The 21,580-nt window shown below is 71.9% G+C and carries 21 protein-coding genes; 4 read left to right on the top strand and 17 right to left on the bottom strand.

What is annotated here, in order from left to right; translation table 11 throughout:
- Positions 1 to 2 precede the first annotated feature (2 nt).
- On the bottom strand, positions 3 to 785 hold the full coding sequence (locus D1648_RS04080) for an ABC transporter permease (RefSeq protein ID WP_122939542.1): 783 nt from the start codon (positions 783 to 785) through the stop codon (positions 3 to 5).
- Positions 782 to 1,714 (bottom strand): ABC transporter ATP-binding protein, encoded by a 933-nt coding sequence (locus D1648_RS04075; RefSeq protein WP_122939541.1) that lies wholly within the window; start codon positions 1,712 to 1,714, stop codon positions 782 to 784. Before D1648_RS04075 ends, D1648_RS04080 begins: the two co-directional genes overlap by 4 nt.
- 102 nt (positions 1,715 to 1,816) lie before the next feature.
- On the opposite strand from D1648_RS04075, the gene D1648_RS04070 reads away from it, so the two are divergent.
- The gene (locus D1648_RS04070) at positions 1,817 to 3,316 is read left to right on the top strand and encodes an amidohydrolase (RefSeq protein WP_122939540.1); all 1,500 of its coding nucleotides are present in this window, start codon (positions 1,817 to 1,819) and stop codon (positions 3,314 to 3,316) included.
- Positions 3,317 to 3,328: 12 nt separating this feature from the next.
- On the opposite strand, the gene D1648_RS04065 is transcribed toward D1648_RS04070, so the two are convergent.
- The 8 genes from D1648_RS04065 to D1648_RS04030 all read right to left on the bottom strand — a co-directional run bounded on the left by D1648_RS04065 (position 3,329) and on the right by D1648_RS04030 (position 10,682).
- Complete coding sequence (locus D1648_RS04065) at positions 3,329 to 4,165, bottom strand: carbohydrate ABC transporter permease (RefSeq protein WP_122939539.1); 837 nt, start codon at positions 4,163 to 4,165, stop codon at positions 3,329 to 3,331.
- A complete protein-coding gene (locus D1648_RS04060; RefSeq protein ID WP_122939538.1) occupies positions 4,158 to 5,057 on the bottom strand; it encodes a carbohydrate ABC transporter permease in 900 nt (299 codons plus the stop codon). Before D1648_RS04060 ends, D1648_RS04065 begins: the two co-directional genes overlap by 8 nt.
- Positions 5,047 to 6,327 carry a sugar ABC transporter substrate-binding protein gene (locus tag D1648_RS04055; RefSeq protein WP_122939537.1) on the bottom strand — a complete coding sequence of 427 codons (1,281 nt, stop codon included), beginning with the start codon at positions 6,325 to 6,327 and terminating at the stop codon, positions 5,047 to 5,049. Before D1648_RS04055 ends, D1648_RS04060 begins: the two co-directional genes overlap by 11 nt.
- 134 nt (positions 6,328 to 6,461) lie before the next feature.
- Positions 6,462 to 6,863: a MauE/DoxX family redox-associated membrane protein gene (locus D1648_RS04050; protein ID WP_164518578.1), complete on the bottom strand. Its 402-nt coding sequence runs from the start codon at positions 6,861 to 6,863 to the stop codon at positions 6,462 to 6,464.
- Between the two features lie 26 nt (positions 6,864 to 6,889).
- Positions 6,890 to 7,288, bottom strand: coding sequence for a type II toxin-antitoxin system VapC family toxin (locus D1648_RS04045; RefSeq protein WP_122939536.1), 399 nt, complete (start codon positions 7,286 to 7,288; stop codon positions 6,890 to 6,892).
- Positions 7,285 to 7,518, bottom strand: coding sequence for an antitoxin (locus D1648_RS04040; protein WP_126281976.1), 234 nt, complete (start codon positions 7,516 to 7,518; stop codon positions 7,285 to 7,287). Before D1648_RS04040 ends, D1648_RS04045 begins: the two co-directional genes overlap by 4 nt.
- A gap of 24 nt (positions 7,519 to 7,542) precedes the next feature.
- Positions 7,543 to 8,289, bottom strand: a complete 747-nt coding sequence (locus D1648_RS04035) for a VOC family protein (RefSeq protein WP_122939534.1) — start codon at positions 8,287 to 8,289, stop codon at positions 7,543 to 7,545.
- A gap of 26 nt (positions 8,290 to 8,315) precedes the next feature.
- On the bottom strand, positions 8,316 to 10,682 hold the full coding sequence (locus tag D1648_RS04030; RefSeq protein WP_122939533.1) for a hypothetical protein: 2,367 nt from the start codon (positions 10,680 to 10,682) through the stop codon (positions 8,316 to 8,318).
- A gap of 249 nt (positions 10,683 to 10,931) precedes the next feature.
- Here D1648_RS04030 and D1648_RS04025 point away from each other — a divergent pair, with 249 nt between their 5' ends.
- The gene (locus D1648_RS04025; RefSeq protein ID WP_122939532.1) at positions 10,932 to 11,831 is read left to right on the top strand and encodes a serine protein kinase RIO; all 900 of its coding nucleotides are present in this window, start codon (positions 10,932 to 10,934) and stop codon (positions 11,829 to 11,831) included.
- On the opposite strand, the gene D1648_RS04020 is transcribed toward D1648_RS04025, so the two are convergent.
- From D1648_RS04020 to D1648_RS03995, 6 genes are all read right to left on the bottom strand, one after another.
- On the bottom strand, positions 11,832 to 12,320 hold the full coding sequence (locus D1648_RS04020) for a DUF1992 domain-containing protein (protein ID WP_122939531.1): 489 nt from the start codon (positions 12,318 to 12,320) through the stop codon (positions 11,832 to 11,834). It lies immediately after the preceding gene.
- Positions 12,317 to 12,769: an SRPBCC family protein gene (locus tag D1648_RS04015; RefSeq protein ID WP_122939530.1), complete on the bottom strand. Its 453-nt coding sequence runs from the start codon at positions 12,767 to 12,769 to the stop codon at positions 12,317 to 12,319. Before D1648_RS04015 ends, D1648_RS04020 begins: the two co-directional genes overlap by 4 nt.
- Entirely contained in the window at positions 12,766 to 13,926 is a 1,161-nt protein-coding gene (locus tag D1648_RS04010; protein ID WP_241155348.1) for a beta-propeller fold lactonase family protein, read from the bottom strand. Before D1648_RS04010 ends, D1648_RS04015 begins: the two co-directional genes overlap by 4 nt.
- Positions 13,927 to 14,086: 160 nt before the next feature.
- Entirely contained in the window at positions 14,087 to 15,127 is a 1,041-nt protein-coding gene (locus D1648_RS04005; protein ID WP_122939528.1) for a GNAT family N-acetyltransferase, read from the bottom strand.
- A 64-nt stretch (positions 15,128 to 15,191) separates the two neighbouring features.
- On the bottom strand, positions 15,192 to 15,671 hold the full coding sequence (locus tag D1648_RS04000; protein WP_122939527.1) for a DUF1648 domain-containing protein: 480 nt from the start codon (positions 15,669 to 15,671) through the stop codon (positions 15,192 to 15,194).
- 13 nt (positions 15,672 to 15,684) lie between these two features.
- Complete coding sequence (locus D1648_RS03995; RefSeq protein ID WP_122939526.1) at positions 15,685 to 16,854, bottom strand: AAA family ATPase; 1,170 nt, start codon at positions 16,852 to 16,854, stop codon at positions 15,685 to 15,687.
- 442 nt (positions 16,855 to 17,296) lie between these two features.
- On the opposite strand from D1648_RS03995, the gene D1648_RS03990 reads away from it, so the two are divergent.
- Positions 17,297 to 18,853, top strand: a complete 1,557-nt coding sequence (locus D1648_RS03990; RefSeq protein ID WP_122939525.1) for an HNH endonuclease signature motif containing protein — start codon at positions 17,297 to 17,299, stop codon at positions 18,851 to 18,853.
- On the opposite strand, the gene D1648_RS03985 is transcribed toward D1648_RS03990, so the two are convergent.
- Positions 18,804 to 19,424, bottom strand: coding sequence for an isochorismatase family protein (locus D1648_RS03985; RefSeq protein ID WP_122939524.1), 621 nt, complete (start codon positions 19,422 to 19,424; stop codon positions 18,804 to 18,806). The two genes, D1648_RS03990 and D1648_RS03985, sit on opposite strands and share 50 nt — an antisense overlap.
- A gap of 82 nt (positions 19,425 to 19,506) precedes the next feature.
- Between D1648_RS03985 and D1648_RS03980 the strand changes: the two genes are divergently transcribed.
- The gene (locus D1648_RS03980; RefSeq protein WP_122939523.1) at positions 19,507 to 21,564 is read left to right on the top strand and encodes an NADPH-dependent 2,4-dienoyl-CoA reductase; all 2,058 of its coding nucleotides are present in this window, start codon (positions 19,507 to 19,509) and stop codon (positions 21,562 to 21,564) included.
- Positions 21,565 to 21,580: the final 16 nt, after the last annotated feature.

Below are 21,580 nucleotides of genomic sequence, written 5' to 3'. Positions count from 1 at the left end.
CCTCACCGCCGCTGCAGGCCCACGGCGCGGGACATGCTCACCAGGCACAGCAGGCCCAGCACGAGAGTCCAGGCACCGATCACCGCGAGGCCGGTGAACGGGACGTCCCCGCCGTACAGCGCCCAGCGGCCGAGGTCGGAGATCCAGTAGGTGGGCAGGGCGTGGCCGAGGCTCTGCATCCAGGAGGGGAACATCTCCAGCGGCATCCACAGCCCGCCGAAGATCGCCATCGCCATCATCGTCACGACCCCGCCGGCCATCGCGGCGGCGCCGCGCAGCACCATCCCGAGCACGAGGCCGATGAGGATCGTGGGCAGCAGTCCGAGCCAGAGCACGGCGAGGGTGGCGAGGAAGTCCGGCAGGCTCGCCTCGACGCCGGTGACGAGGCCGACCAGGCCGACGGCGAGCAGGGCGGGGACGATCACGGCGCTCGCGGCGAGGACGGAGCCGGCCAGGAAGGAGCGCGGGGAGAGCCCGGCGACCACGAGCTGGCGGAGGAAGCCGTTGCGCTGATCCTCCTGGATCTGGGTGCCGGCGGTCACCGCGGCGCCGAGCCCGCCGTAGGCGGCCATGTTGATCATGATCATGCCGCGCGCCTGCCCCTCGGCCTGGTCCCCGAACATCATCGAGAACAGCAGGTACATCCCCACCGGCAGCGCGATGGTGAACACCATGAAGGCGATGTTGGTGGCGGTCATGGCGGTGGTGTGGGCGGCGTAGCGGACGGTGCGGGTCGCGGCCGACGGTGCGGCGGCGGTGCGGACGGCGGGCTGGGCGATGGTCATCGGTCGGTCTCCTCGTCGTGGTCGGTGATGCGCAGGAACGCCTCCTCGAGACCGGGCGCGGTCACGAGCACGTCATGGACGTCGGCGGCGAGCGGGCCGGTGAACAGGGCCGCGAGCGCGGCGTCGGAGTCGGTGCACACGGCCCGCACCCGGCGCGCGTCGGTCTCGTCGACCTCGGCGCGCTCCACGCCGGGCAGCGCCGCGACCTGCGCGGGCGGGGCGCCGCGCAGGGTGAGCACGCGCCCGGCGACGACGGCGGCGATCTCGGGCCCCGTCCCGTCGGCGACGATGCGGCCGCGGTCCATGACGATGACGCGGCCGGCCTCCCGCTCCGCCTCCTCGAGGTGATGGGTGGCGAAGACGATGGTGCGGCCGCTCGCGGCGACCTCCCGCATTCGGCCCCAGAAGGCGCGGCGGGCGCCGATGTCCATGCCGACGGTCGGCTCGTCCAGCAGCAGCACCTGCGGGTCGCCGAGCAGCGCGATCGCGAAGCGGACCCGCTGGGCCTGCCCGCCGGAGAGCGCACCGATCCTGCGCGCCATGAGGTCGGCGATGTCGGCCTGGGCGACGACGTCGTCCATCGGCATGGGGTGGGCCTGCAGGGAGTGGAGCAGCCTCAGCATGGTGCGCACCCGCTGGTCGGGCAGGAGCGCCCCGGCCTGGAGCATGGTGCCGATGAGTCCGGTGCGGGTCGCGGTGACCGGATCGGTGCCGAGCACGCGCACGGCCCCGGCGTCGGGGGTCGCGAGCCCCACCATCATCTCCATGGCGGTGGTCTTGCCGGCGCCGTTGGGGCCCAGCAGGGCCACGATCTCGCCGGGTCGGATCTCGAGGTCGAGGCCGTCCAGGGCGCGGACCTGCCCGTAGCTGCGGGTGAGGCCGCGCAGCTCGAGGGCCGCGGTGCGGGCGGGGGCGGTGGTGGTGGTCATGGCTCCACGATCGCGCCGTCGCAGCCGCCGTCCCAGCCCCGGCGGTCACGTCCGCCCCATGACAGCCGTCATGGTCGCGAGGCGGCGGGCTAGGCTGGATCGGTGCTGATCAGACAGGTGCTCCTCCTCGACCGTCCCGCCCCCGCGGACCTCCGGCTGGACGACGGCACGATCACGGAGCTCGGCCCGTCCCTGCCCCGCCGCCCCGGCGAGGAGGTCCTGGACGCGGGCGGCGCGCTCGCGATCCCGGGGCTGTGGGACCAGCACGTGCACACCGGTCAGCTCGCCCAGGCCCATGCCCGGCTGGACACGACCGGGGCGGGCAGCGTGGGCGTGATCCTCGAGCGGGTGCGGGCCGAGCTCGCCGCACGGCGCGAGAGCGCGCTGCCGGGCGGCGCGCTGATCGGCTTCGGGCACCGGCTGGTGGATTTCGCGGTGCCGCCGACGGTGCCGGCGCTCGACGAGGCGACAGGCCGCGTGCCGACGGTGCTGATCGGCGGCGATGCCCACCATGCCTGGTTGAACACCGCGGCCCTGGAGGCGCTCGGCCTGCCGCCGCGGGACGGGATCGTCGCCGAGGAGGAGTGGTTCGCGCTCGCGCCGCGGCTGCCGGAGCTGCCGGGGGTCGCGGAGTCCGTCGCGACCGGGGCGGCGATGCTGCAGCGCCAGGCCCTGCAGCGCGGCGTGGTGGGGCTGGTGGACATGGAGTGGGGACGGCCGTGGGAGACCTGGCCGCAGCGTGCGACGCGGATGCGGATCCGCACCGCCGTGTACCCCGAGCAGCTCGCCGCCGCGCCCGGGCCGACGGGCACGGTGCTGGATCCGACGGGTCTGGTGACGATGGGGCCGTTGAAGGTGATCGTCGACGGGGCGCTCGGCTCCCATTCGGCGTACACCCGCGAGGCGTACACCGACGGACACGGCTACGCCGGCCACGGGGTGCTCAGCGTCGGCCCTGCGGCGCTGCGCGACGCCCTCGCGCACGCGCGGTCGACGGGCCTGACCGCGGCGGTCCACGCGATCGGGGACGCGGCCGCGCAGGTCGCCCTCGCCGCGATCGCGGAGGTCGGGATCCCCGCGCGGATCGAGCACGCGCAGATGCTCACCGACGACGACATCGACGCCATGGCCGCGCTGGGGGTGGTGGCCTCGGTGCAGCCCGCGCATCTGCTGGACGACCGGGATGCGACCGAGACGATCTGGCCCGGCCACGGCACGCAGGCGTTCCGGCTGCGGGACCTGCGCGAGGCGGGGGTCGAGCTCGCCCTCGGCTCCGACGCGCCGGTCGCGCCGCTGGATCCCTGGCTGGCGATGGCCGCGGCGGTGCACCGCAGCGCCGACGAGCGCCCGGCCTGGCATCCCTCCCAGCAGCTGCAGCCGCGCGAGGCACTGGCCGCCTCGACCGACGGGGTGGGCGCGCTGGAGGTCGGCGGCCGCGCGGACCTGGTCCTGCTCGAGGACGCGGAGGGACTCTTCGCCGACGTCCCCCACGGCGCCGACGGCGTCATGGTCGAGGGCGCGGCGCGGGAGGCCGCCGCACGGCTGCGGGAGACCGACGTGCTCGCGACGCTCGTGGCGGGCGGGCTCGAGTCTCAGCGGTGAGCGGCGCGGCTCTCAGCCCTTCATGCCCGAGTGGGCGAGACCGGCGACCACATGCCGCTGCAGCACGATGAACAGGATCATCAGCGGCAGCATCGCCATGAAGCTCGCCGCCATCATCACCGGATAGTCGGTGGTGAACTGGCCCTGGAGGGTCGACAGCCCCACCGCGAGGGTGGTGCGGTCGTCGTAGGTCGCCACGATCAGCGGCCACATCAGGTCGTTCCAGGAGGCCAGCGCCGTGAGGATGGCGACGGCGCTCAGCGCCGGACCGGACAGCGGGAACATGATCTGCCAGAAGGTGCGCCAGGGGCTCGCCCCGTCCAGCCTCGCCGCCTCCTCGAGGGAGCGCGGCATGCCCATGTAGTGCTGGCGCATCAGGAAGGTGCCGAAGGCGCTGAAGATCCCCGGCGCCGCGATGCCGGCGACGGTGTTGAGCCAGCCGAGCTCCTGGATGATGTCGTACTGCGGGATGAGGTAGATCTGGTACGGGACCATCAGGATCGACAGGACCAGGGCGAACAGCACGTTCTTGCCGGGGAAGGTCATGCGCGCGAAGGCGTAGCCGGCCAGGGCGCACAGCAGCAGCTGCCCGACCACTCGCGCCACCGTCACCGCGACCGTGGTGAGGAACTGGTTCAGGAACGGCACCTGCTCGAACACGGCCGGGTAGTTCCCCCACTGCGGCTCCGACGGCAGCCACGTGGGCGGGACGGACGTGACCTCGGCCTGGGTGGACAGCGACATGCTCAGCTGCCACAGGAAGGGGAAGACCATCAGCAGCCCGCCGAGCATCAGCACCAGATGGGTGATCCGGCGGGGACGGACGGTGCGGTGCTTGCGCTCACTCATAGTGGACCCACTTCCTCTGCATCCGGAACTGCAGGAGCGTGAACACTCCGATGATCAGCAGGATCAGCAGCGCGATCACCGAGGCGTATCCCTGGTCGTTCTGGCGGAAGGCCTCGGAGTAGAACAGGTAGACGAGCGACTGGGTGTCGGCCATGGCGGGGTTGGCCTGGCCCATCATCGCGAACAGCAGGTCGAACAGCTGGAAGCCGTTGATCGCCGTGATGATCGACAGGAAGAAGATGCTCGGGGTCAGCAGCGGCACGGTCACGGAGCGGAACTGCTGCAGGGAACCTGCGCCGTCGAGCTGCGCGGCCTCGTAGAGCTCCGACGGGATCCCCTGCAGGCCCGCGGAGAGGATGATGATCGCCAGCGGCAGGCTCGCCCACAGGCCGACGATCGACACGGCCAGCAGCGCCCACCAGGGCGAGGTGATCCAGTACGGCCCCTCGATGCCGAGGAGGCCGAGCGCCCAGTTGACGACCCCGAACTCCTGGTTGAAAATCATCCGCCAGACGAGCGCGACAGCGACGGGCATCGAGACCGCCGGCAGGAAGAACAGCACCTGGTAGAAGCGGGAGAGCCGCAGGCCCTTCTGGTTCATGAGTGAGGCGACCCCGACCGCGATCGGGATGCCCAGCAGCACGATCGCGGTGTAGACCGCAGTGTTCAGCACGGCGCGCGGGATGAAGGAGTCCGTGAGCATCGTGCGGTAGTTCTCCAGCCCGGCGAAGCTGCGGTCCCCGAAGGGTCCGAAGCTGGAGAAGGAGTTGAGGAACGTGGCCAGGATCGGCCAGAAGTAGAAGACGATCACCCCGATCATCAGAGGGGCGAGGAACACGAGCGGCCAGGCGCCGTCACGGGAGCGGTGCCTGCGCGGGGCGTCATGATTCATCGGCGAGCACTCCGTCCATACGGGTCGCGAGCTCTTCGGCGGCGCTCTCGAGCTGGCCGTCGCCCCCGAGGATCTTCGGGTACAGCAGCTCCTCCAGCTGCAGCCAGGCGCTGGTGTTCTCGCTGGCCGGGTAGGTGCGGGCGGTCTCCGCCGCATCGACGAAGACGTCCAGGGAGAACTCCGGGATCGCCTCGACATAGGTCTCGTTGGTGCCGATGAACGCCGGGTTGGCGGCCCCGGCCTCGGCCTGGATGCGGTGCGCCTGCTCGGAACCGAGGAACGCCAGGAACGCGGAGGCCGCGGGCTTGTGGCGGCTGCGCGCCGACATGGCCACGCCGATGCCGTGGATGACGTTGGCCTCCTCCGCTCCGTGGATCATCGGGGCGACGCCGAGGTGGTCGCGCACCGGGGAGTCCTGGAGCAGCGCCGCCTCCCAGTTGCCCGACGGGTACAGGGCCGCGCGCCCGTTGTTGAAGAGGTCCTTCGGCTGGTTCTCGGCCGTGTAGCGGACGTCCGGGGCGATGCCGTCGCGGATCATGCCGTCCAGGAACCGGAACGCCTCGAGCGCCTCGGGGCTGTCGTAGCCGGAGGCGGTCTTGTCCTCGGAGATGACGTATCCGCCGGCCTGCATGATGAGCGGGTAGATCAGCGCCTGGTTGGCCAGTCCCCCGGCATTGCCCCAGATCTGCTCGGCGCCGAGCGCGCGGGTGACGGCGCCGGAGGCCTCGCGGTACTCGTCCCAGGACCAGCTGTCAGTGGGCTCGTCGAGCCCCGCGCGGTGCAGCAGATCGCGGTTGAACCACAGGGCGATCGTGTCGAAGTCCTTCGGGATCGCGTAGGGCGCGCCCTCGTGGGTGTACAGCTCCACGAGGTTCGGCGGGTAGTTCTCCGGATCGAAGCCCTCGAGCTCGCTGAGGTCCTGCAGCATCCCGTAGGAGGCGTATAGCTCGAAGTTGGGACCGTTGATCCAGAACACGTCGGGGAGGTCGTCGCCCTGCGCCTGGATGCGGAGCCGTTCGAAGTAGGGTCCGAAGGCGGTGGTGGAGATGGTCACCCCGATATCGGGGTAGTGCTCGTGGAACGCATCGACGATCTGGAGCATCGCCGGTTCCTGCGCCTTGTCCCAGATGCCGAAGGTGATCTCGTCCTTCAGCCCCGGCTCGGCAAGCGGCCCGATCGCCGGGTCGATCTCGGGCTCGCGCGCGCAGCCGGCGAGCGCTGTCGCGGTCACCGCACCTGCCAGGCCGAGGAATGCTCGTCGGCTCGCCACGTGTACTCCTTCGTCACACAGGTCACAAAGGTCCACACGCTAACGCATTCACACCGGCTCGTGTCCAGAGCACGGCGGGGCCCGGAGCGGACCGCGCTCGCCGCTCGGAAATCGTCGAGGGCGCGCCCGGCCCGTCACCGTCGGGCCACGTGCAGCGCCTGCGCGATGAGCAGGCCCTGCAGCGGGAGCCTCCCGCAGGCGATCGCCCGCCTCCTCGGCGAGTCGTGCCGCCAGTCGTAGGCCATCTGCACGTTCGCGGGGAACACGGCGACGAACAGGGCCGCCGCGGCGAGACCGCCAAGGCGGCGGGTGCGGGGCACGGCGAGCAGGCCGGCGACGCCGAGCTCCGCGACGCCGGAGGCATAGGTGTAGCCGCGTGCGGGTCCGGGCAGCGCCGGCGGGACGATCCGGTCGAAGTGCTCGGGGCGGATCATGTGCAGCACCCCGGCCCCGCCGAGCAGGGCGCCGAGGAACGCGGCGGTGCGGCGTCCGCGGATGATGTCGCGGGGACGGACGGCGGGTTTCTCACGAGGCATTGGGCCACCGTACGTCGCTCACCCGTTCAGACCGGGTGCAGTGTCCGCTCGGGGAACGCACGTGCCAGACGCGCATCGAGGGTGAGAACGGAGGCGGACCGTGACCGCTCCCCGAGCACCTCGGCGAGCGCGAGGTACACCGCGTCATAGGCGGAGGCGTTGTCGCGGAACGACCATGCCATTCTCAGCAGCGGACGTTCTGCGTACCATCGCAGACCGAGCAGCTCGAGGTCCTCGAGCGCTTCCCGCGCCCGGGGCTCAGAGAGCTGCCCGCTGCGCACCCAGCCTCGCAGGACGCTGAGGAGCTCGACCGCCATCAGCTCCGGCGCGGCGATCTCCTCCTCCGCGATGGCGCGGACGATCGCCTCGGACGCCGGCTGGCGCAAGAGCAGCGCCGCGGCGGCGGATGCATCGAGGATGATCACGCGCCCGGACGCTCGTCCCGGCCCCGGTCCCGTTCGAGCACAGGGTCGGTCAGCTCCGGCGCACTGCGACGCGCGATACGGGCGAGGATCTCGGCGCGCGAGGGCACGGCCGCGAGACGGTCGAGCTCTTCGCGGAGGTACTCGCTCAGCGACGTGCCCTGGGCGGCGGCCCGCTGTTTGAGGGCGGCGAGCGTCTCGGGTGAGACGTCACGGACTTGGAGGGTGCTCATGCATGGAGGATAGATCTGCATGCACTATGCATGCAACGGATCGTGAGGCGGCGAGGACGCCGACAGCAGGCAGAACTCGTTGCCGGACGGGTCGCGGAACACCCGCCACGGCAGCTCGCCCCAGTCAGGGAAGAACTCCTCTCCCCCGCGCTCGGCGACCTCCGCGGCGATCGCGCCCGGATCGTCCCCGGGCTCGAGCCGCACGTCGAGGTGGATCGGGTTCTTGGCACCGGGCCGCTTCGGCTCCGGCTCCTCGCACAGCTCGAGCAGCGGGCCGTGCCCGGAGGAGTGACGGAGCGTGCGGGGCGCGACACCGGGGGCGGGCTCCCAGCCGCTGAGCCACGCCCAGAACTCCGCGTCCCGGGCGGGGTCGGAGCTGTCCAGGGGCAACGCCGCGAGCGTCCCCGTGCCCGCATATGCCTCCCGCTCCTCCATCACGCAGAACGCGCCGCCCTCGACATCGCCCAGCACGATCCAGGGCACCTCGCCCTGCCCGATGTCGAGGTCGGTCGCGCCCAGAGCGCGCAGCCGTGCGGCGACCTCCTCCTGCTCAGCCCCGCCGCGCAGATCGAGATGCAGCCGCTGCGGGGAGCCGTCGCGCTCGGGGACGCGGGCGAAGCAGAGGTCGAGGTAGGCCTCCCCGTCGATGTTCAGCCGCGTCTCGAAGATCCCTGGCGCGTCGGTGAGCGTGGTGGTGCCGAGCGCCGCCTCCCAGAAGCGGCCGAGGCGGCGGGGGTCGAGGGCGTCGATGCCGAGGTTCTCGAGGAACATCCCGTCAGCCTACGGGGCGCGCCGGCTCAATCTGCGCGGAGCTGCGCACGCGGATCGACGATGCGATGGGACAGGACCGCCCCTCCAGGACTGGTGAGGGCGACGAGATCGTCGCCGTCGAGGAGCAGGTGCACGGTCCCTCTGTGCCCTTCCGAGCCCGGGATCACCGTCGCGCCCCAGCTCGCTCCTCCGTCGCGACTGGCCCAGACGCAGGGGCCGTAGCCCGGACCGCTCTCGCTCGAGAGCAGCTCCCCGGGTGCGACCAGCAGTCCCTTGCCGAGGTCGATGATCCGGCCCCTGACGTCCTCGGTCGAATCGTCGTCGAGCGTGACGGCTCCCTGTGAGTCGATCCGCCCCTGACCCTCGAGACCCGCCATCCAGACCCGCACGACGACGTCCTCCCCGAGGCGGCCGAGCGAGGTGATGGTCGACCCCAGACCCGCCCCCTCGAGCGGCAGTACCTTCCACCGCTCCCCCTCGAGCACGAAGCTCGCGGCACGGTAGTAGCTGTCCTCGCCCACGGTCGACCCCACGCCCACGATCGTCTCGTCGATCTTCTCGACGCGGAGGATCCGAGCGCCCAGCTCGGCGCCCTCGGCAGGGAGATCGATCGCCTCGGGGCTCATCAGCTCCTCCCACTCCACGCCGTCGCTCGAGGTGAGCACGAGCGGGGAGAGGCGATACCGGTCTCGGTCCTCCAGAAGGGTGACGACGCACAGGTGGTGGACGCCGTCGATGGTGCTCAGGCTCCGGACGTCGCTCGGGCGCTCGACGTCCAGGGAGGTCTCCACCCAGTCACCGTCCACGCTCACATGGCCTCGCAGGCGGTTGGTCCCCTCCTCGTCCTGTTCGACGCCGAGCAGGAGCACGGTCCCGGGTTCGAGAGCTCGCAGCGCGAGGGAGTCCCGCTGCCAGGCCTTCTCGGGGAGCCCCTCGACCGTGGCCATCTCCTCCCCGTCCACCATGAACGCCCATGCTCCGCGGTGCGTGACCACCTCGGTGCTCCCGTCGTCCTCGTCCACCACGAGCTCTCGCGTGCTCTGCTGGAACAGCAGCGACACGGGCGTTCCGCACAGGCCGCTGTCGGTGACGAGCCGACGGCTCGGAGAGAGCGGGACGCCGCCCCATGACATCTTCCAGGGATCGGCTCCCCGGCCGCCCCGCTCGAGCCTCGCCCCGGTCACCCTGCCCGGGAAGGCGACGACCACGGAATCGGGCATCGCGACCATCTCGTCGATCACGTCCTCGAAGGAGGTCCTGCGCTCTGAGACCGTCCACGTCCCCTTCGCATCGCGCGTCGCGATCCAATGGGTGTTCTCGTAGGTGATGGCCAGATGCATCGCCCCGCCGTCCGGAAGCACGACGGGCGCACCCCAGTCGAGATCCGTCATGTCCATCTCTGTCTGTGCGTTCACCTCTCCCTTCTCTCCCCATGTCCAGCCGTCGAGCCCCCAGCGCGGAAGCGGGATGGGGGCCTCGCGGAAGTCCTTCCCGTCGTCGCTGACCCAGCTCGTCGGTCGCCAGTAGGAGCGGCGCTCCGCCCACTCGGGCTGCACCCGCGTCCCTCCGAGCACGACGAACTGCTTCCCATGGCGCCAGATCGACTCCACCAGAGGATCCGTCTCGTCCTCGACCACCGGTACCGGTGCGGACCAGCTCTTGCCGCCGTCGGCGGAGACCATCGTGCACGAGGAGTCCGAGATCTGGTCGGAGCGCAGATCGACGATCTCGGGGAGGAGGACGATCGTGCTGTCCGCCCGGGCGAGGTCCTGCACGCGCCATTGCTGCCCCTCCGGCACCTCGAGGGGCGTGAGCGGGGCGACCGCACCGTCGTCGGCCACCTCCCAGAGCTCGATCCGCGCGCCGTCCTGGATCGAGGCGACGAGGCCGTCCCCCGCTGACTCGACCGGGAGATCGACCTCCTGCGCGAGAGGGATCTCCTCCCAGTCCGTGAGGTCCTCGGAGGTCAGCAGGGTCGAGCGCCATCCGTCCTCGCCCGTGCTGCTCGTGATGACTCGCGCGCGCACGGCGGAATCGTCCGCGACGACGGAGGTCGATCCCGGATCGATCGGCACCGGTTCCTCCCCGTACTGGTCGGGCCTGAGCACCGTCATCTCATCCTCGTAGGCGCGCTTCACGAGGGCCAGCGCGGCGAAGGGGCGGTCACCGGCGGGCGCGATGGGCGTGAGACCCGAGAGGACGGCGTGGGCAGGAATGGTGCTCCCATGGTTCTGCATCGGCTCCATCGACAGCGTCGGCGGCGGATCCTCCGGCTCCGTCTCGCCGTCCCCCGTCGCCGGCTCGCATCCCTCGAGGCCGAGCGCGCCGAGCAGCGCCCCGGACAGCAGCAGCGAACGTCGGGACGGGCGGAGCGGTGCAGGCACGACGGTCATGCGCACAGCCGACCACATCCTCGCGAGCTTCCCTCGAGTTCTCCACAATCCGCAGGTCAGAGGTCCGAAGTCAGCGGGCGAAAATGCGTGGCGCACGCAGCGGCTCCGCCGTAGGCTCGCCCCGTCGCCGCCCTTCCCGGGCCGGCCCCGAGGGGAGGAGGACCCGATGAGTGTCACCGTGCTGACCCCTGCCGTCCTCCCCTCCGCCGCGCCTCGCTGAGAGCGGGCGCCCTCCCTCAGGAGACCCTCATGACCGCGTCCTTCGATCCGGACGACTTCTTCGCACGCTCCATGTTCTCCCTCTCCGTCGCCGAGCTCGATACGGACCAGCGCTGGTCCACCTGGGCCGAGACGGCCCACACCCTCGACCGTGGCCCGCAGCCCTTCCCCGACTGGGTGGTCCAGCACGACGGCGCGATCGACACCGAGCTCGGCATCCTCAAGACCGGCAAGGAGGCCGACGCCTTCCTGCTCGAGCGCGCCCTGCCAGAGGAGCAGCTGACCGGTGCCCCCGGCGAGGCGACGCTCCTGGTCGCCAAGCGCTATCGCGACCCCGACCAGGTCACCTTCCACCGCTCGAGCGCCTACGCCGAGGGCCGCCGCGGGACGGACACCCGCGAGGCGCGTGCGATGAGGAAGGGCACCGCCTTCGGCAGGCAGGTCGCCGCCGGGCAGTGGGCGCGCACCGAGTTCGAGATGCTGGGCCGGCTGTGGGAGGCGGGGGCACCCGTCCCCTATCCGGTGCAGATCCTCGGCACCGAGCTGCTGATGGAGTTCATCGGCACCGATGACGAGCACGGCGCCGTCGCCGCACCCCGCCTGCAGGAGACGCGCCCGGACGCCGCGACCGCAGAGCGCTGGGCCCGTCTGATGCGGGAGGCCGTGCTCGACCTTGCACAGCTCGGCCTGGTCCACGGCGATCTCTCGCCCTACAACGTGCTCGCCGATTCGCGCCTGGCAGAGCCGGACCCGGTGATCATCGACGTCCCGCAGACGGTCGACTTGATCGCGAATCCGCACGGCACCGAGTTCCTGCGCCGCGACTGCCGCACCATGTGCACCTGGCTGCAGGCGCAGGGCGCCCCGCCGTCGGCCGTCGACCCCGAGGAGTGGGTCGCGGCGGCGTGGCGGGGATGGGAGGCGCGGTGATCAGCTCCGTCGGCCGAACCACCACCACCGCCGACGTCGCGGCTTCGACGACAGCTCCTCGGCAGGAGCCGACGGCGTCTCAGGCGCGCGCAGGGCGCGCACCTGCCGCCATCGCGCGACCGCGTCGTCCGCGTCCCAGGCCGGGGCGAGCATCCGCTGGAAGGGGTTCGCGCGCCGGTCCTCGTGGACGCGCTCGGTGAAGTCCGCGGCGTACTCGCGCACGGAGCTCTCGTCGGGCAGCGCGGCGAGGGTCTCGTCGCGGGCCTCGTACTCCTTGCGCAGCAGCACCACGACGGGCAGCAGCGCCTCGGTGTCGATGTCGCCGCTGGCGATACGCTGGTTCACCCACCAGTCGGGGTCATGCGTGTCCGGCAGGTCCAGCGGCTTCCCGGCACCGGGCAGGTCGTCGAAGTCTCCGCGCCGCGCGGCCGCCTCGATCGCGGACTCGACGTCCTTCGGGTCGACGGGCGGATCCGGCGGTGTGCTCATGCGCCCTCGGCGAGCTCCGCGAGGCGGTCGATCGAGGCCATGAGCCTCTCCGGCGTCATCTGCCGCGCCTTCGCGAGCCGCGCCTCCTGCTCTGCGGGCAGGTCCGAGTAGTCGTAGACGTGGGTGACCAGGGTGCGGCCGTCCTCGAGCGGCTCGAGCTCCCAGCCCCAGCGGTGCCCGGGCGGCTGCTCGCCGTGCGGCGCGGGCCGCCATGCGATCTCGCGACCCTCGGCGAAGGCGACGACGTGGTTGTCTCGCACCCCACCGTTGCGGTTGGTCATCACGAAGACGTCACCGACGGCGCGGACGCGCTGGCCGGGAGCGGCTTCGGCGAGGTTGTCGTTGCCGTCCCAGCGCGGCTGCTCGGCCGGGTCGGCGATGAGCGCGAAGATCTGGTCAGCGGGGGCGGCGATCTCGCGGGAGGCGGAGACGACGGCGTGAGGGGTCATGGCTCCATCGTGCCATCGCGCGCGGCGGTGTCGTCGAAGACATCGATCGATCCGGCGTAGTTCGCGACCCACACGCGGCGCTCGGTGGGCTCGTAGGTGATGCCGATGGGGTTCTGCCCCACCTCGACGGTCTGGATGGCCTCGAAGGTCTCGGTGTCGAACTTCGTGACGGTGTTCGCGTAGTAGTTCACGACGTAGAGGGCCAGCCCGTCGGGCGAGATCGCCATGCTGCGCGGCTCGCGCCCGGTCTCGACCTCCCGCAGCACCTCGCCGGTGGCGGTGTCGAGCTCGAGCAGGCGGTCCGCCCCGGACTCGGTGAGGTACATCCGACTGGCGTCCGGGGAGAGCACGAGGTGGCGGGGCTTGCGGCCCGTCTCGAGCACGAGCTCGCTCTGGCCGTTGACGAGGTCCACCCGGTACAGCTCGTCGGCGTACATCGCGGCGACATAGGCGGTGCGGTTGTCGGGCAGGACCACGGAGCCGCGCGGGGCGGAGTCCACGGGGATCTGCCGCAGCTCCTCGCCCTCGGCGAGGTCGACGACGGACACGCTCGAGTCGCACCAGTTGGACACGAGCGCCACCGTGCCGTCGGGCGAGAGCGAGATGAACTTCGGCACCCGCCCCACCTCGATGACCTGGTCCCATTCGTTCGTGGTGAGGTCCAGCCGGTACACGGCGGAGTTCCCGATCGCGTCCCCCGCGGCGCAGTCGTCGGTCGCGGTCTCCCCGGCGCCGGGGCCCTTGAGGGAGTACTGGGAGACGTAGGCGTGCTTGCCGTCGGGCGAGAACACGGCCTCGACGGGCGCGCCCGTCGTCTCACCGGCGCGCTCGGGGTGGCCGAACTCGGCGAGGTCCACGGTGTCCGCGACGGTCGCCGTGAGCTCGAGGCTCGAAGCATCGTAGAGCGTCGAGGTGTGGTTGTACATCATGTTGTTCGCGATGACGGTCCCGGAGGGGCTCGCGACCACGGACTTCGGCGAGATGTCCCCGGTGATCCGCTCGTGGTGGACGAGCCGGGTCGTGTTCGAGGGATCCCCGGGCGGGAGCGTCGGCGCGGACGCCGCGGGAGCGGCGGGAGCGGCGCCGTCGGGCCGCAGCATCGCGGCCCCCAGCCCGGTGACCGCGCCGCCGGCGAGCACGAGCGACATGATCGCCATGGCGACGGCGAACTGGTGTGCGGACCGGCCATGCCGGAGCGGCTTCCTGCGATGCTTCGCCTGCACGGCTCCCCCCTGACCGTTCTGCCCGATGCGTCAGGAACGAACCTACGCGGCGGCGCGGCGCGACCGGCTCAGGCGAGCCCCGCAGGCGTGTCGCTCAGCCCGACCGGCGCCCCTGCAGCACGACCTCGTGGAAGAGCACCTCGTAGCCGAGCTTCTCGTTGACCTGGATCATCCACGGGTTCACGTGCGAGTTCCAGGTGACCAGGGAGCGCAGCTGCGGGCAGCGCTCGGCGAGCTGGCGGTGGGTGGCGACCTTGAGTCCGAGGCCGAGCCGGTGCCCGCGATGCTCGGGCATGACCAGGGTGTTCTCCTGATATCCGAGGGTGCTGCCGGGCGCCTCGTGGAAGTGCACCTCCGAGTTGCCGACGAACTCGCCGTCGGGCGCGACGGCGACCGCGAGGATCCGCGACGTGCCCGCCTCGCGCATCCGCCGCTCGCTCTCGCGGATCCGCTCGGGGGTGTACTCGGCCGGTTCGTGCTCGACCTCCTCGTCGGGCTCGTCGATCTCGAGCTGGGTGAGCAGGCGGCCGTAGGCGGCCAGGTGCTCCTCAGGGATATCCCCGTCCCACAGCTCGATCCGGTACTGTCCGCGCCTCTGCGCGGACTCGGCCTCGAGCGCATCGAGCCGAGCGGGGTCCAGCGGCAGCGAGAGCGCACGGCACACGGCGAGGTTCTTCCGGGAGATCCCGAGCCGGGTGGCGAGACGGTGCACGGGATGGGCGGGGTCCTCGGGGTCGCGGCCCGCCTCGATCTCGCCGTACGCCTCCACGAGCGTGCGGCCGGAGGCGGCGATCGCGGGGAGCAGCGCCTCCTCGACCAGCGCCGTCGCGATGCCCTGGCCGCGGTGCGCGGGGTGCACGGCGACGCCGACCGAGAGCGTCTCGAGGTTCTCCTGCAGCGGCATGAACGACATCGCGCGTCCGACGAGCGTCTCCCCGCCCTCGACCACCTCGGCGATCGCGACCCAGCGCCGCACCGACCAGTAGGGGGAGTCCTCGAGCCCGGCCCGCAGCTGCGCGAGGCTCTCCTCCTGGTGACCGCCGTACGTGTGGTCGTCGAGCGCCTGCTCGAGCGCCCGATACTGCTCGAGCTCCAGCTCGGAGGTGGTGTCCAGGGGACGGATGGTCAGCTGCATGGGTGCAGTCCACCACGACGCGGCAGCCGGGGGCGACGGAATATCCCGCCCCTCGGGGCAGGGCTCAGCGCGCGGCGCGGAGCACCCGGACGATCCCGACCGCGACCGCGCCGAGCAGGGCCGCGAGGCCGATCACGAACAGCGCGGTGGTGCTGCCGCCGAGGATCACCGCGCCGGCCAGGGCCAGGTAGAGCACCTGCAGGGCCAGCAGCGTCCAGACCATCAGCCGCTCCCCTTCGCGGTAGACGGCCTGGGCGTTGTGGTCGGTGAGGATCACCGGATAGTTGAGGACCCGTGGCCGTGCGGAGAGCAGCGCGATGCCCACGGAGAGCACGAGCATGATCCCGCCGAGCACGAGCACCGAGGACCTGGGGCCCCAGCCGTCCGCGGTCCCGGTCGCATCGAAGTGCGTGGGGACGGTGGCCGGCAGCCCGGGGTAGGCCACGAGCAGCCAGACGGTGATCGCGAGCGCGGCGAGCACCCCGAGCCATCGCAGCAGCCTGGTGACGGGTCCGCTCGTCGTCGTGGTGGAGGTGGTGCTCATGGCTCCTTTCACGCTATCGGTCCCGGCGCGAGCGGTGCGACCGCCTGACGCCCCGGTCCGGCTCGACGTCGGACCCGACCCCCTCGCGCTCCTCGTGCCGCAGCGCCTCGTCGAGATAGGGCAGCGCGTACTCGACGAAGCCGCGCCCGGCGGGACGGATCAGGTCGTCCTCGATCAGCCGCTCGCGATAGGTGGACTGGTTGCGCGGGTCGATTCCCATGCGTCGGGCGATGTCGCCGACGGCGCTCGGACCCTCGTCCTCGAGCATCGCGCGGAGGTACTCGCGCTTGCGGGGACTGAGCCCTCGCAGCGCAGGGCCGTGGACGTTCTTGATCATCGCCGCGACGACCGTCTCGCGCGCCCCGCGCACGTCCTCGACCTCGATGACGTCGGCGTCGCCGCTGTTCTGCCAGGCCTTGGAGCCGATCAGCTGGATCAGGTACGGGTAGCCACGGGAGATCTCGCCGGCGAGCACCGCCGCCTCGGGCGTGATGGTCTTCGCGGTGTCGGCGACGGTCATGCGGATCGCCTCGGCGGCGGTGCCGACGTCGACGCTGCCCACCTCGAGGCGGTGCGCGCGGCGCAGGAAGGTGGTCCGCTCATGGTCCAGCAGGGCGTCGACCCCGGTGCGCACCCCGGCAGCGAGGAAGGCGACGGCGTGCCCGGAGCCGATGAGGTCCTGGACGTGCTGGGTGAGGGCGTGGAGCTGGTCGCGGTCCGCGGACTGCAGCTCGTCGAGGGTGATCAGCAGCCCGCCGCCCTCGGCGTCGGCGAGCGCGGCGAGGCGGTCCAGCACGACGGTGAGCGGCTCCCCCTCCCCCTCGTAGCGCTGGACGATGTCGCGCGAGGCGCTGAGCGAGGAGATCCGCGCGGAGGTGAGGCGGGAGGTCTCCGCCTCGGGATCCAGCTCGCGCAGTCGGGCGATCGCCTGCCCGCGCAGCTCCTCGACGAGCGAGGACGAGGACGTGTGCATCCGCAGGTCGATCCAGCCCGCCTCGAGGGCGAGCTCGCGGAACTCGGTGAGCAGCACTGTCTTGCCGGCGCCGCGCTGGCCGGAGATGAGGATCGCTCGCGCTTCGGGGACGTCGCCGGCGAGCGCGGCGGTGAACTCGTCGATCGCGACGTCGCGGCCGGCGAGGATCACCGGTGTGAGCCCGAAGCCGGGGGTGAAGGGGTTCGCCATGGGGACATCGTGCCGTGTGTGTCGGTGTATGTATAGAGGCGGGGGGCCGATTGCGCGACGTGCGGATTTTTCGCATCCATAGAAAGATATTCACGAAAGGATCGAGGACAATCGACAGATGGACCCGATCATCCGGAATCCATCGTGCATTTCCCACCCTCGTCGACAGCGCCCGTCACGACTCCTGCTCGCCGACTATCCGGAACCCCGAAGGGCCCCGCATTACCTGCTAACACGCCCTACCACACACCTCCGACACCCGACGCCCGCCATCCACACCGCCGCCCCTCCACCCCGACCTCTCCTCCACACAGGGTGGTTATCCACAGATTCATCCCCATTACGCCTGAAGACTTCCCTGGCGACGCCGCAGGACATATTCTGAGGTCATCACGCAACACAGCGAACCGGGGATTTCCCGGCCGAGGGAAGGGGTGCCACGATGGGCGACTTCGATCAGCCCGAGCACGGCACGACGCCGTCGGCCGGGCGGCCTGCCGCCACGCCCCTCCTCCCACCCGTCGAGGTCCCGGAGCTGCCTCCGTGGCGCACCCGGGCCCGCACTCCGCTGGACGAGAAGCGGATCCTCGAGGAGGTCGGCCCGGGGACGCTCGAGTCCGGGCGGGTGATGGCGCTCCATCGCACGGCGCAGACGCGCGCTCGGCTGTACGCCCACCACCTGCGGCTGCTGGCGACCTTCTTCAGCGAGGACCCGGAGGTCCAGGGGCGGCCCGATGATGCCGATCTGAGCGCGCTGAAGATCGCGGCCGGTCTGCGCTGCACCTACGGCCAGGCCTGGAGCCAGGTGCGCGATGCCCGCACCGCGGTGGAGATCATGCCGCTCACCTTCGAGTACCTGCGCCGCGGAGAGATCACCGAGGCCATGCACCAGACGCTCCTGCGCCGAGTGCGCCGGCTGACAGATGGCCAGGCCGCCCTGGTCGATGCCCATATGGCGGGCGTCGAGCTGCCGTCGGTCTCGGTGGACACCTTCACCAGGCAGCTCCGCCTCGCCGTCGAGCTCGCGACGGCCGGCGCCCTCCCTGCCCCGCCCTCGCAGAGCCGGGACGTGGAGATCGTCGACGTCGACACCACCAACGGCACCGCCTCGTTGCTGGTCACCGGTCCGGTCCTCGAGATCAAGGGGCTCGCCCACCGGCTCGACGTCGCTGCCCGGGACGTGCAGCGCGCCCAGCGCGCCGCCCTCGCCGAGGGCGCCGAGGGGCCGCTGCCCTTCGACATCGACGAGGACCTCGCCCGGCGAGGTCGGCCGCTCTCGCTGCGCACCCTGCGCTACGCGATCCTCACCCACTCCGTGCTCGACACCGACCCTGTCCAGGAGACCGCCTCCCCGTACAAGCTCCTGGTCACCGTGCCGGTGATGACTTTGCTGGGCCGGGATGATGCCCCGGCGATGCTCGAGGGCACCACCCCGATCCCGGCCGAGCTCGCCCGCGAGCTCGCCGGCGGTGAGAGCGTCTGGACCCGGATCCTCACCGATGAGGTCCGCGGCACGCACCTGCCGGTGATGCCCGAGACCTACCGGCCGAGCGCCGCGATGCGACTGCTGCTCCGGCTGCGCCACCCCGTCTGCGCGGCGCCCGGCTGCGACCGCCCCACCGCGACCGCCGCCGAGGACGACCACATCCTCGAGTACGACCACGAGCATCCCGCACGCGGCGGCCCCACCTCGCTCGCTAACCTGCATCGGCTGTGCTGGCAGCACCACCAGATGAAGACCGCCGGACAGCTCGACCCCACCCGCGACCCGGGTGAGGGCGAGGATCCCTCAGCGCCGATGACCACGCGCTGGAGACTGGGCGACGACCTGCGCACCACCACGCAGGAGGCCACGGACCTGCTGACCCCGCGCTCCGCCCGGGCGCTGGAGCACGCCTGGGCCGAGCACCAGCGGTCGGCCTCCGAGCCCGCAGCACCAGCCCGACGGGTCATCCCTCCCGGGAGCCCGCCCCCGGATCTCGGCGATCCGCCGTTCTGACGATCTCCACCCCGGCCGCGACCAGCTCCTCCTCGAGCGCCGGGATCCCTGCCGGGTGCACCGCGGCCGTCATCTCCCGCAGCACACGCACGGACGCGCCCACCTCGCGCGCACCGAGCGCCGTCGCGCGCACGCAGAAGTCGTACGCGAGGCCCACCACGTCGATGTCGCAGCCCGCGACGAGATCCTGCACCGACTCGCCCGTCGCGACCACGATCCCCTCGAGCACGCTGTACGCCGGCACCCCGTAGCCCTTGTGCACGATCTCGACCCGGTCCTGGACCGCGGCGACCGCGGGATGCAGCGCCGCCCCGTCGGTGCCCGCGACGCAGTGCACCGGCCAGGTGTCCGTGAAGTCCGGCGCAGCCGGCGGGACCGCGAAGTGGCCGCCGTTGTCGGTGTCGCCGCGGTGCCAGTCCTGGCTGGCGAGGATCCGGTCGTAGCCCGCGCCGTGCTCCCGCACGAGATCGGCGACCTTTTCGGCGATCGCGCCGCCGCCGTCGACGCCGAGCGCCCCGCCCTCGCAGAAGTCGTTCTGGACATCGACGATGATCAGCAGGCGCGTCGTCATCGGGGGCTCCTCGCAGCAGTATCGGACTCGACCCGCCCAGCGTACGCAGGCGCCGGACCGGCGAGCTGGCACAATCGCCGTCATGGCTTCCCCGCACCACCGCGCCGCAGCGACGCGGCCCACCACCCTGCTCTCCCCGCTCGACCTCGGGCCCTTCACGGTCCGCAACCGGATCGTCATGGGGTCGATGCACGTGGGGCTCGAGGACAGCCCCGGCGACGTGAAGAAGCTCGCCGCCTATCTCGGCGAGCGCGCCCGCGGCGGCGCCGGTCTGATCGTCACCGGCGGCTACTCCCCCGACCGGGCCGGTCGCCTCACCCCGCGCGGCGCCCAGGCCGACGCCCGCACCCTGCGCGGCCACCGGCTGATCACCCGAGAGGTCCACGACGCCGACGGGCGGATCATCCTCCAGCTCCTGCACGCAGGTCGCTATTCCTTCCACCCCTTCTCCGTCTCCCCCAGCGGCGGGAAGTCCCCGCTCTCGCCGTTCCGCAGCCGGCGCCTGACCCGGCGCGGGGTGCGCCGCACCATCTCGCACTTCGCCGAGGCCGCGCATCGCGCTGTAGAGGCCGGCTACGACGGCGTGGAGATCATGGGCAGCGAGGGCTACCTGCTCAACCAGTTCCTCGCCCCGGCCACGAACCACCGCCGCGACCTGTGGGGCCGCACCTCCGAGGGCCGGCGCGGCGTGCCCGTCGCGATCGCCGCCGCGGTGCGCGAGGCGATCGGGGACGACGCCCTGCTCAGCTACCGCATCTCCCTGCTGGACCTCGTCCCCGAGGGACAGACCTGGACCGAGACCACCGCCCTCGCCCAGTCCCTGGTGCGGACCGGGGTGGACGTGCTCTCGACCGGGATCGGCTGGCACGAGGCGCGCGTGCCCACGATCGTGACCTCGGTGCCGCGGGCCGCGTTCGTGGAGCAGACCCAGCAGCTGCGCGAGCTCGTCGGCGTGCCCGTGGTCGCCTCGAACCGGATCCACGACCCGGCGGTCGCCGAGCAGGTGCTCGCCTCCGGGCAGGCGGATCTCATCTCGATGGCGCGCCCGCTGCTGGCCGATCCGCAGCTGCCGAACAAGCTCGCCGGCGACCGCGCCGGGCAGGTCGTCGCCTGCATCTCCTGCAACCAGGCCTGCCTGGACAAGGTGTTCGACGGGAAGCGGGCGAGCTGCCTGGTCAACCCCCGTGCCGCGCACGAGACCGAGCTGGTGCTCAGCCCCGTGATCGAGCGTCGGGCACGGAAGATCGCGGTGGTCGGCGCGGGACCGGCCGGTCTCGAGGCCGCCCTCGCCGCGGCCGAGCGCGGCCACATCGTCACCCTCTACGAGGCGACCGAGGAGATCGGCGGCCAGCTGCGGCTCGCCGCCCGCATCCCCGGCAAGGAGGACTACGCCCAGGCGCTGCAGTCCTGGCGGATGCGGCTCGCGGCCGCGGGCGTCGGGATGCGGCTGGGGATGCGGCCGACGGCCACCGAGCTGCAGGGCTTCCACGACGTCATCGTCGCCACCGGCGTCGCGCCGCGCGAGATCTCGCTGGAGCGGAGCGGCGGGCCGGAGATGATCAGCTACGCGGACCTGCTGGAGGGCCGGGCCGAGGCCGGCGAGCGCGTCGCGATCATCGGCGCCGGCGGGATCGGCGTCGACGTCGCCGAGTACCTCACCGCCCCGCGCCCCTCCCCGAGCCTCGACGTCGCCCGCTGGCGGGAGCACTGGGGCGTGGTCGACGCCGACGAGAAGCGCGGCGGGGTGATCACCCGCCCCAAGGAGGAGGCACGCCGCGAGGTGCACCTGCTGCAGCGCAAGGAGACCCGGATCGGCGCGGGGCTGGGAAGGACCACCGGCTGGGTGCACCGGGCGGAGCTGCGCCACGCCGGCGTGATCCAGCACCGCGGCGTGACCTACGAGCGGATCGACGAGGCGGGTCTGCACATCACCGAGGGCGGCGAGGCGCGGGTGCTCGACGTGGACACGGTCGTGGTGTGCGCGGGGCAGGTCAGCGTGAACGCCCTGGCCGAGGAGATCGTCGCCGAGCGCCGCGGTCGCGCCCCGCGCGTGCACGTGATCGGCGGGGCCGACGTCGCCGCGGAGCTCGACGCGGAGCGGGCGATCCGCCAGGCCGTCGAGGTCGCGGCGGGGCTGTAGTCTCGGCGGTCCCGGC

The sequence above is a fragment of the Brachybacterium sp. EE-P12 genome (assembly GCF_003711805.1).
Classification (GTDB): Bacteria; Actinomycetota; Actinomycetes; order Actinomycetales; family Dermabacteraceae; genus Brachybacterium.
This window is presented reverse-complemented; position numbering and strand designations above follow the sequence as displayed.

Coding starts and splice junctions, on each gene's coding strand:
- D1648_RS04080 (WP_122939542.1), bottom strand. CDS start 785: ATGACCATCGCCCAGCCCGCCGTCCGCACCGCCGCCGCACCGTCGGCC.
- D1648_RS04075 (WP_122939541.1), bottom strand. CDS start 1,714: ATGACCACCACCACCGCCCCCGCCCGCACCGCGGCCCTCGAGCTGCGC.
- D1648_RS04065 (WP_122939539.1), bottom strand. CDS start 4,165: ATGAGTGAGCGCAAGCACCGCACCGTCCGTCCCCGCCGGATCACCCAT.
- D1648_RS04060 (WP_122939538.1), bottom strand. CDS start 5,057: ATGAATCATGACGCCCCGCGCAGGCACCGCTCCCGTGACGGCGCCTGG.
- D1648_RS04050 (WP_164518578.1), bottom strand. CDS start 6,863: ATGCCTCGTGAGAAACCCGCCGTCCGTCCCCGCGACATCATCCGCGGA.
- D1648_RS04040 (WP_126281976.1), bottom strand. CDS start 7,518: ATGAGCACCCTCCAAGTCCGTGACGTCTCACCCGAGACGCTCGCCGCC.
- D1648_RS04035 (WP_122939534.1), bottom strand. CDS start 8,289: ATGTTCCTCGAGAACCTCGGCATCGACGCCCTCGACCCCCGCCGCCTC.
- D1648_RS04030 (WP_122939533.1), bottom strand. CDS start 10,682: ATGACCGTCGTGCCTGCACCGCTCCGCCCGTCCCGACGTTCGCTGCTG.
- D1648_RS04025 (WP_122939532.1), top strand. CDS start 10,932: ATGACCGCGTCCTTCGATCCGGACGACTTCTTCGCACGCTCCATGTTC.
- D1648_RS04020 (WP_122939531.1), bottom strand. CDS start 12,320: ATGAGCACACCGCCGGATCCGCCCGTCGACCCGAAGGACGTCGAGTCC.
- D1648_RS04015 (WP_122939530.1), bottom strand. CDS start 12,769: ATGACCCCTCACGCCGTCGTCTCCGCCTCCCGCGAGATCGCCGCCCCC.
- D1648_RS04010 (WP_241155348.1), bottom strand. CDS start 13,926: ATGGCGATCATGTCGCTCGTGCTCGCCGGCGGCGCGGTCACCGGGCTG.
- D1648_RS04005 (WP_122939528.1), bottom strand. CDS start 15,127: ATGCAGCTGACCATCCGTCCCCTGGACACCACCTCCGAGCTGGAGCTC.
- D1648_RS04000 (WP_122939527.1), bottom strand. CDS start 15,671: ATGAGCACCACCTCCACCACGACGACGAGCGGACCCGTCACCAGGCTG.
- D1648_RS03995 (WP_122939526.1), bottom strand. CDS start 16,854: ATGGCGAACCCCTTCACCCCCGGCTTCGGGCTCACACCGGTGATCCTC.
- D1648_RS03990 (WP_122939525.1), top strand. CDS start 17,297: ATGGGCGACTTCGATCAGCCCGAGCACGGCACGACGCCGTCGGCCGGG.
- D1648_RS03985 (WP_122939524.1), bottom strand. CDS start 19,424: ATGACGACGCGCCTGCTGATCATCGTCGATGTCCAGAACGACTTCTGC.
- D1648_RS03980 (WP_122939523.1), top strand. CDS start 19,507: ATGGCTTCCCCGCACCACCGCGCCGCAGCGACGCGGCCCACCACCCTG.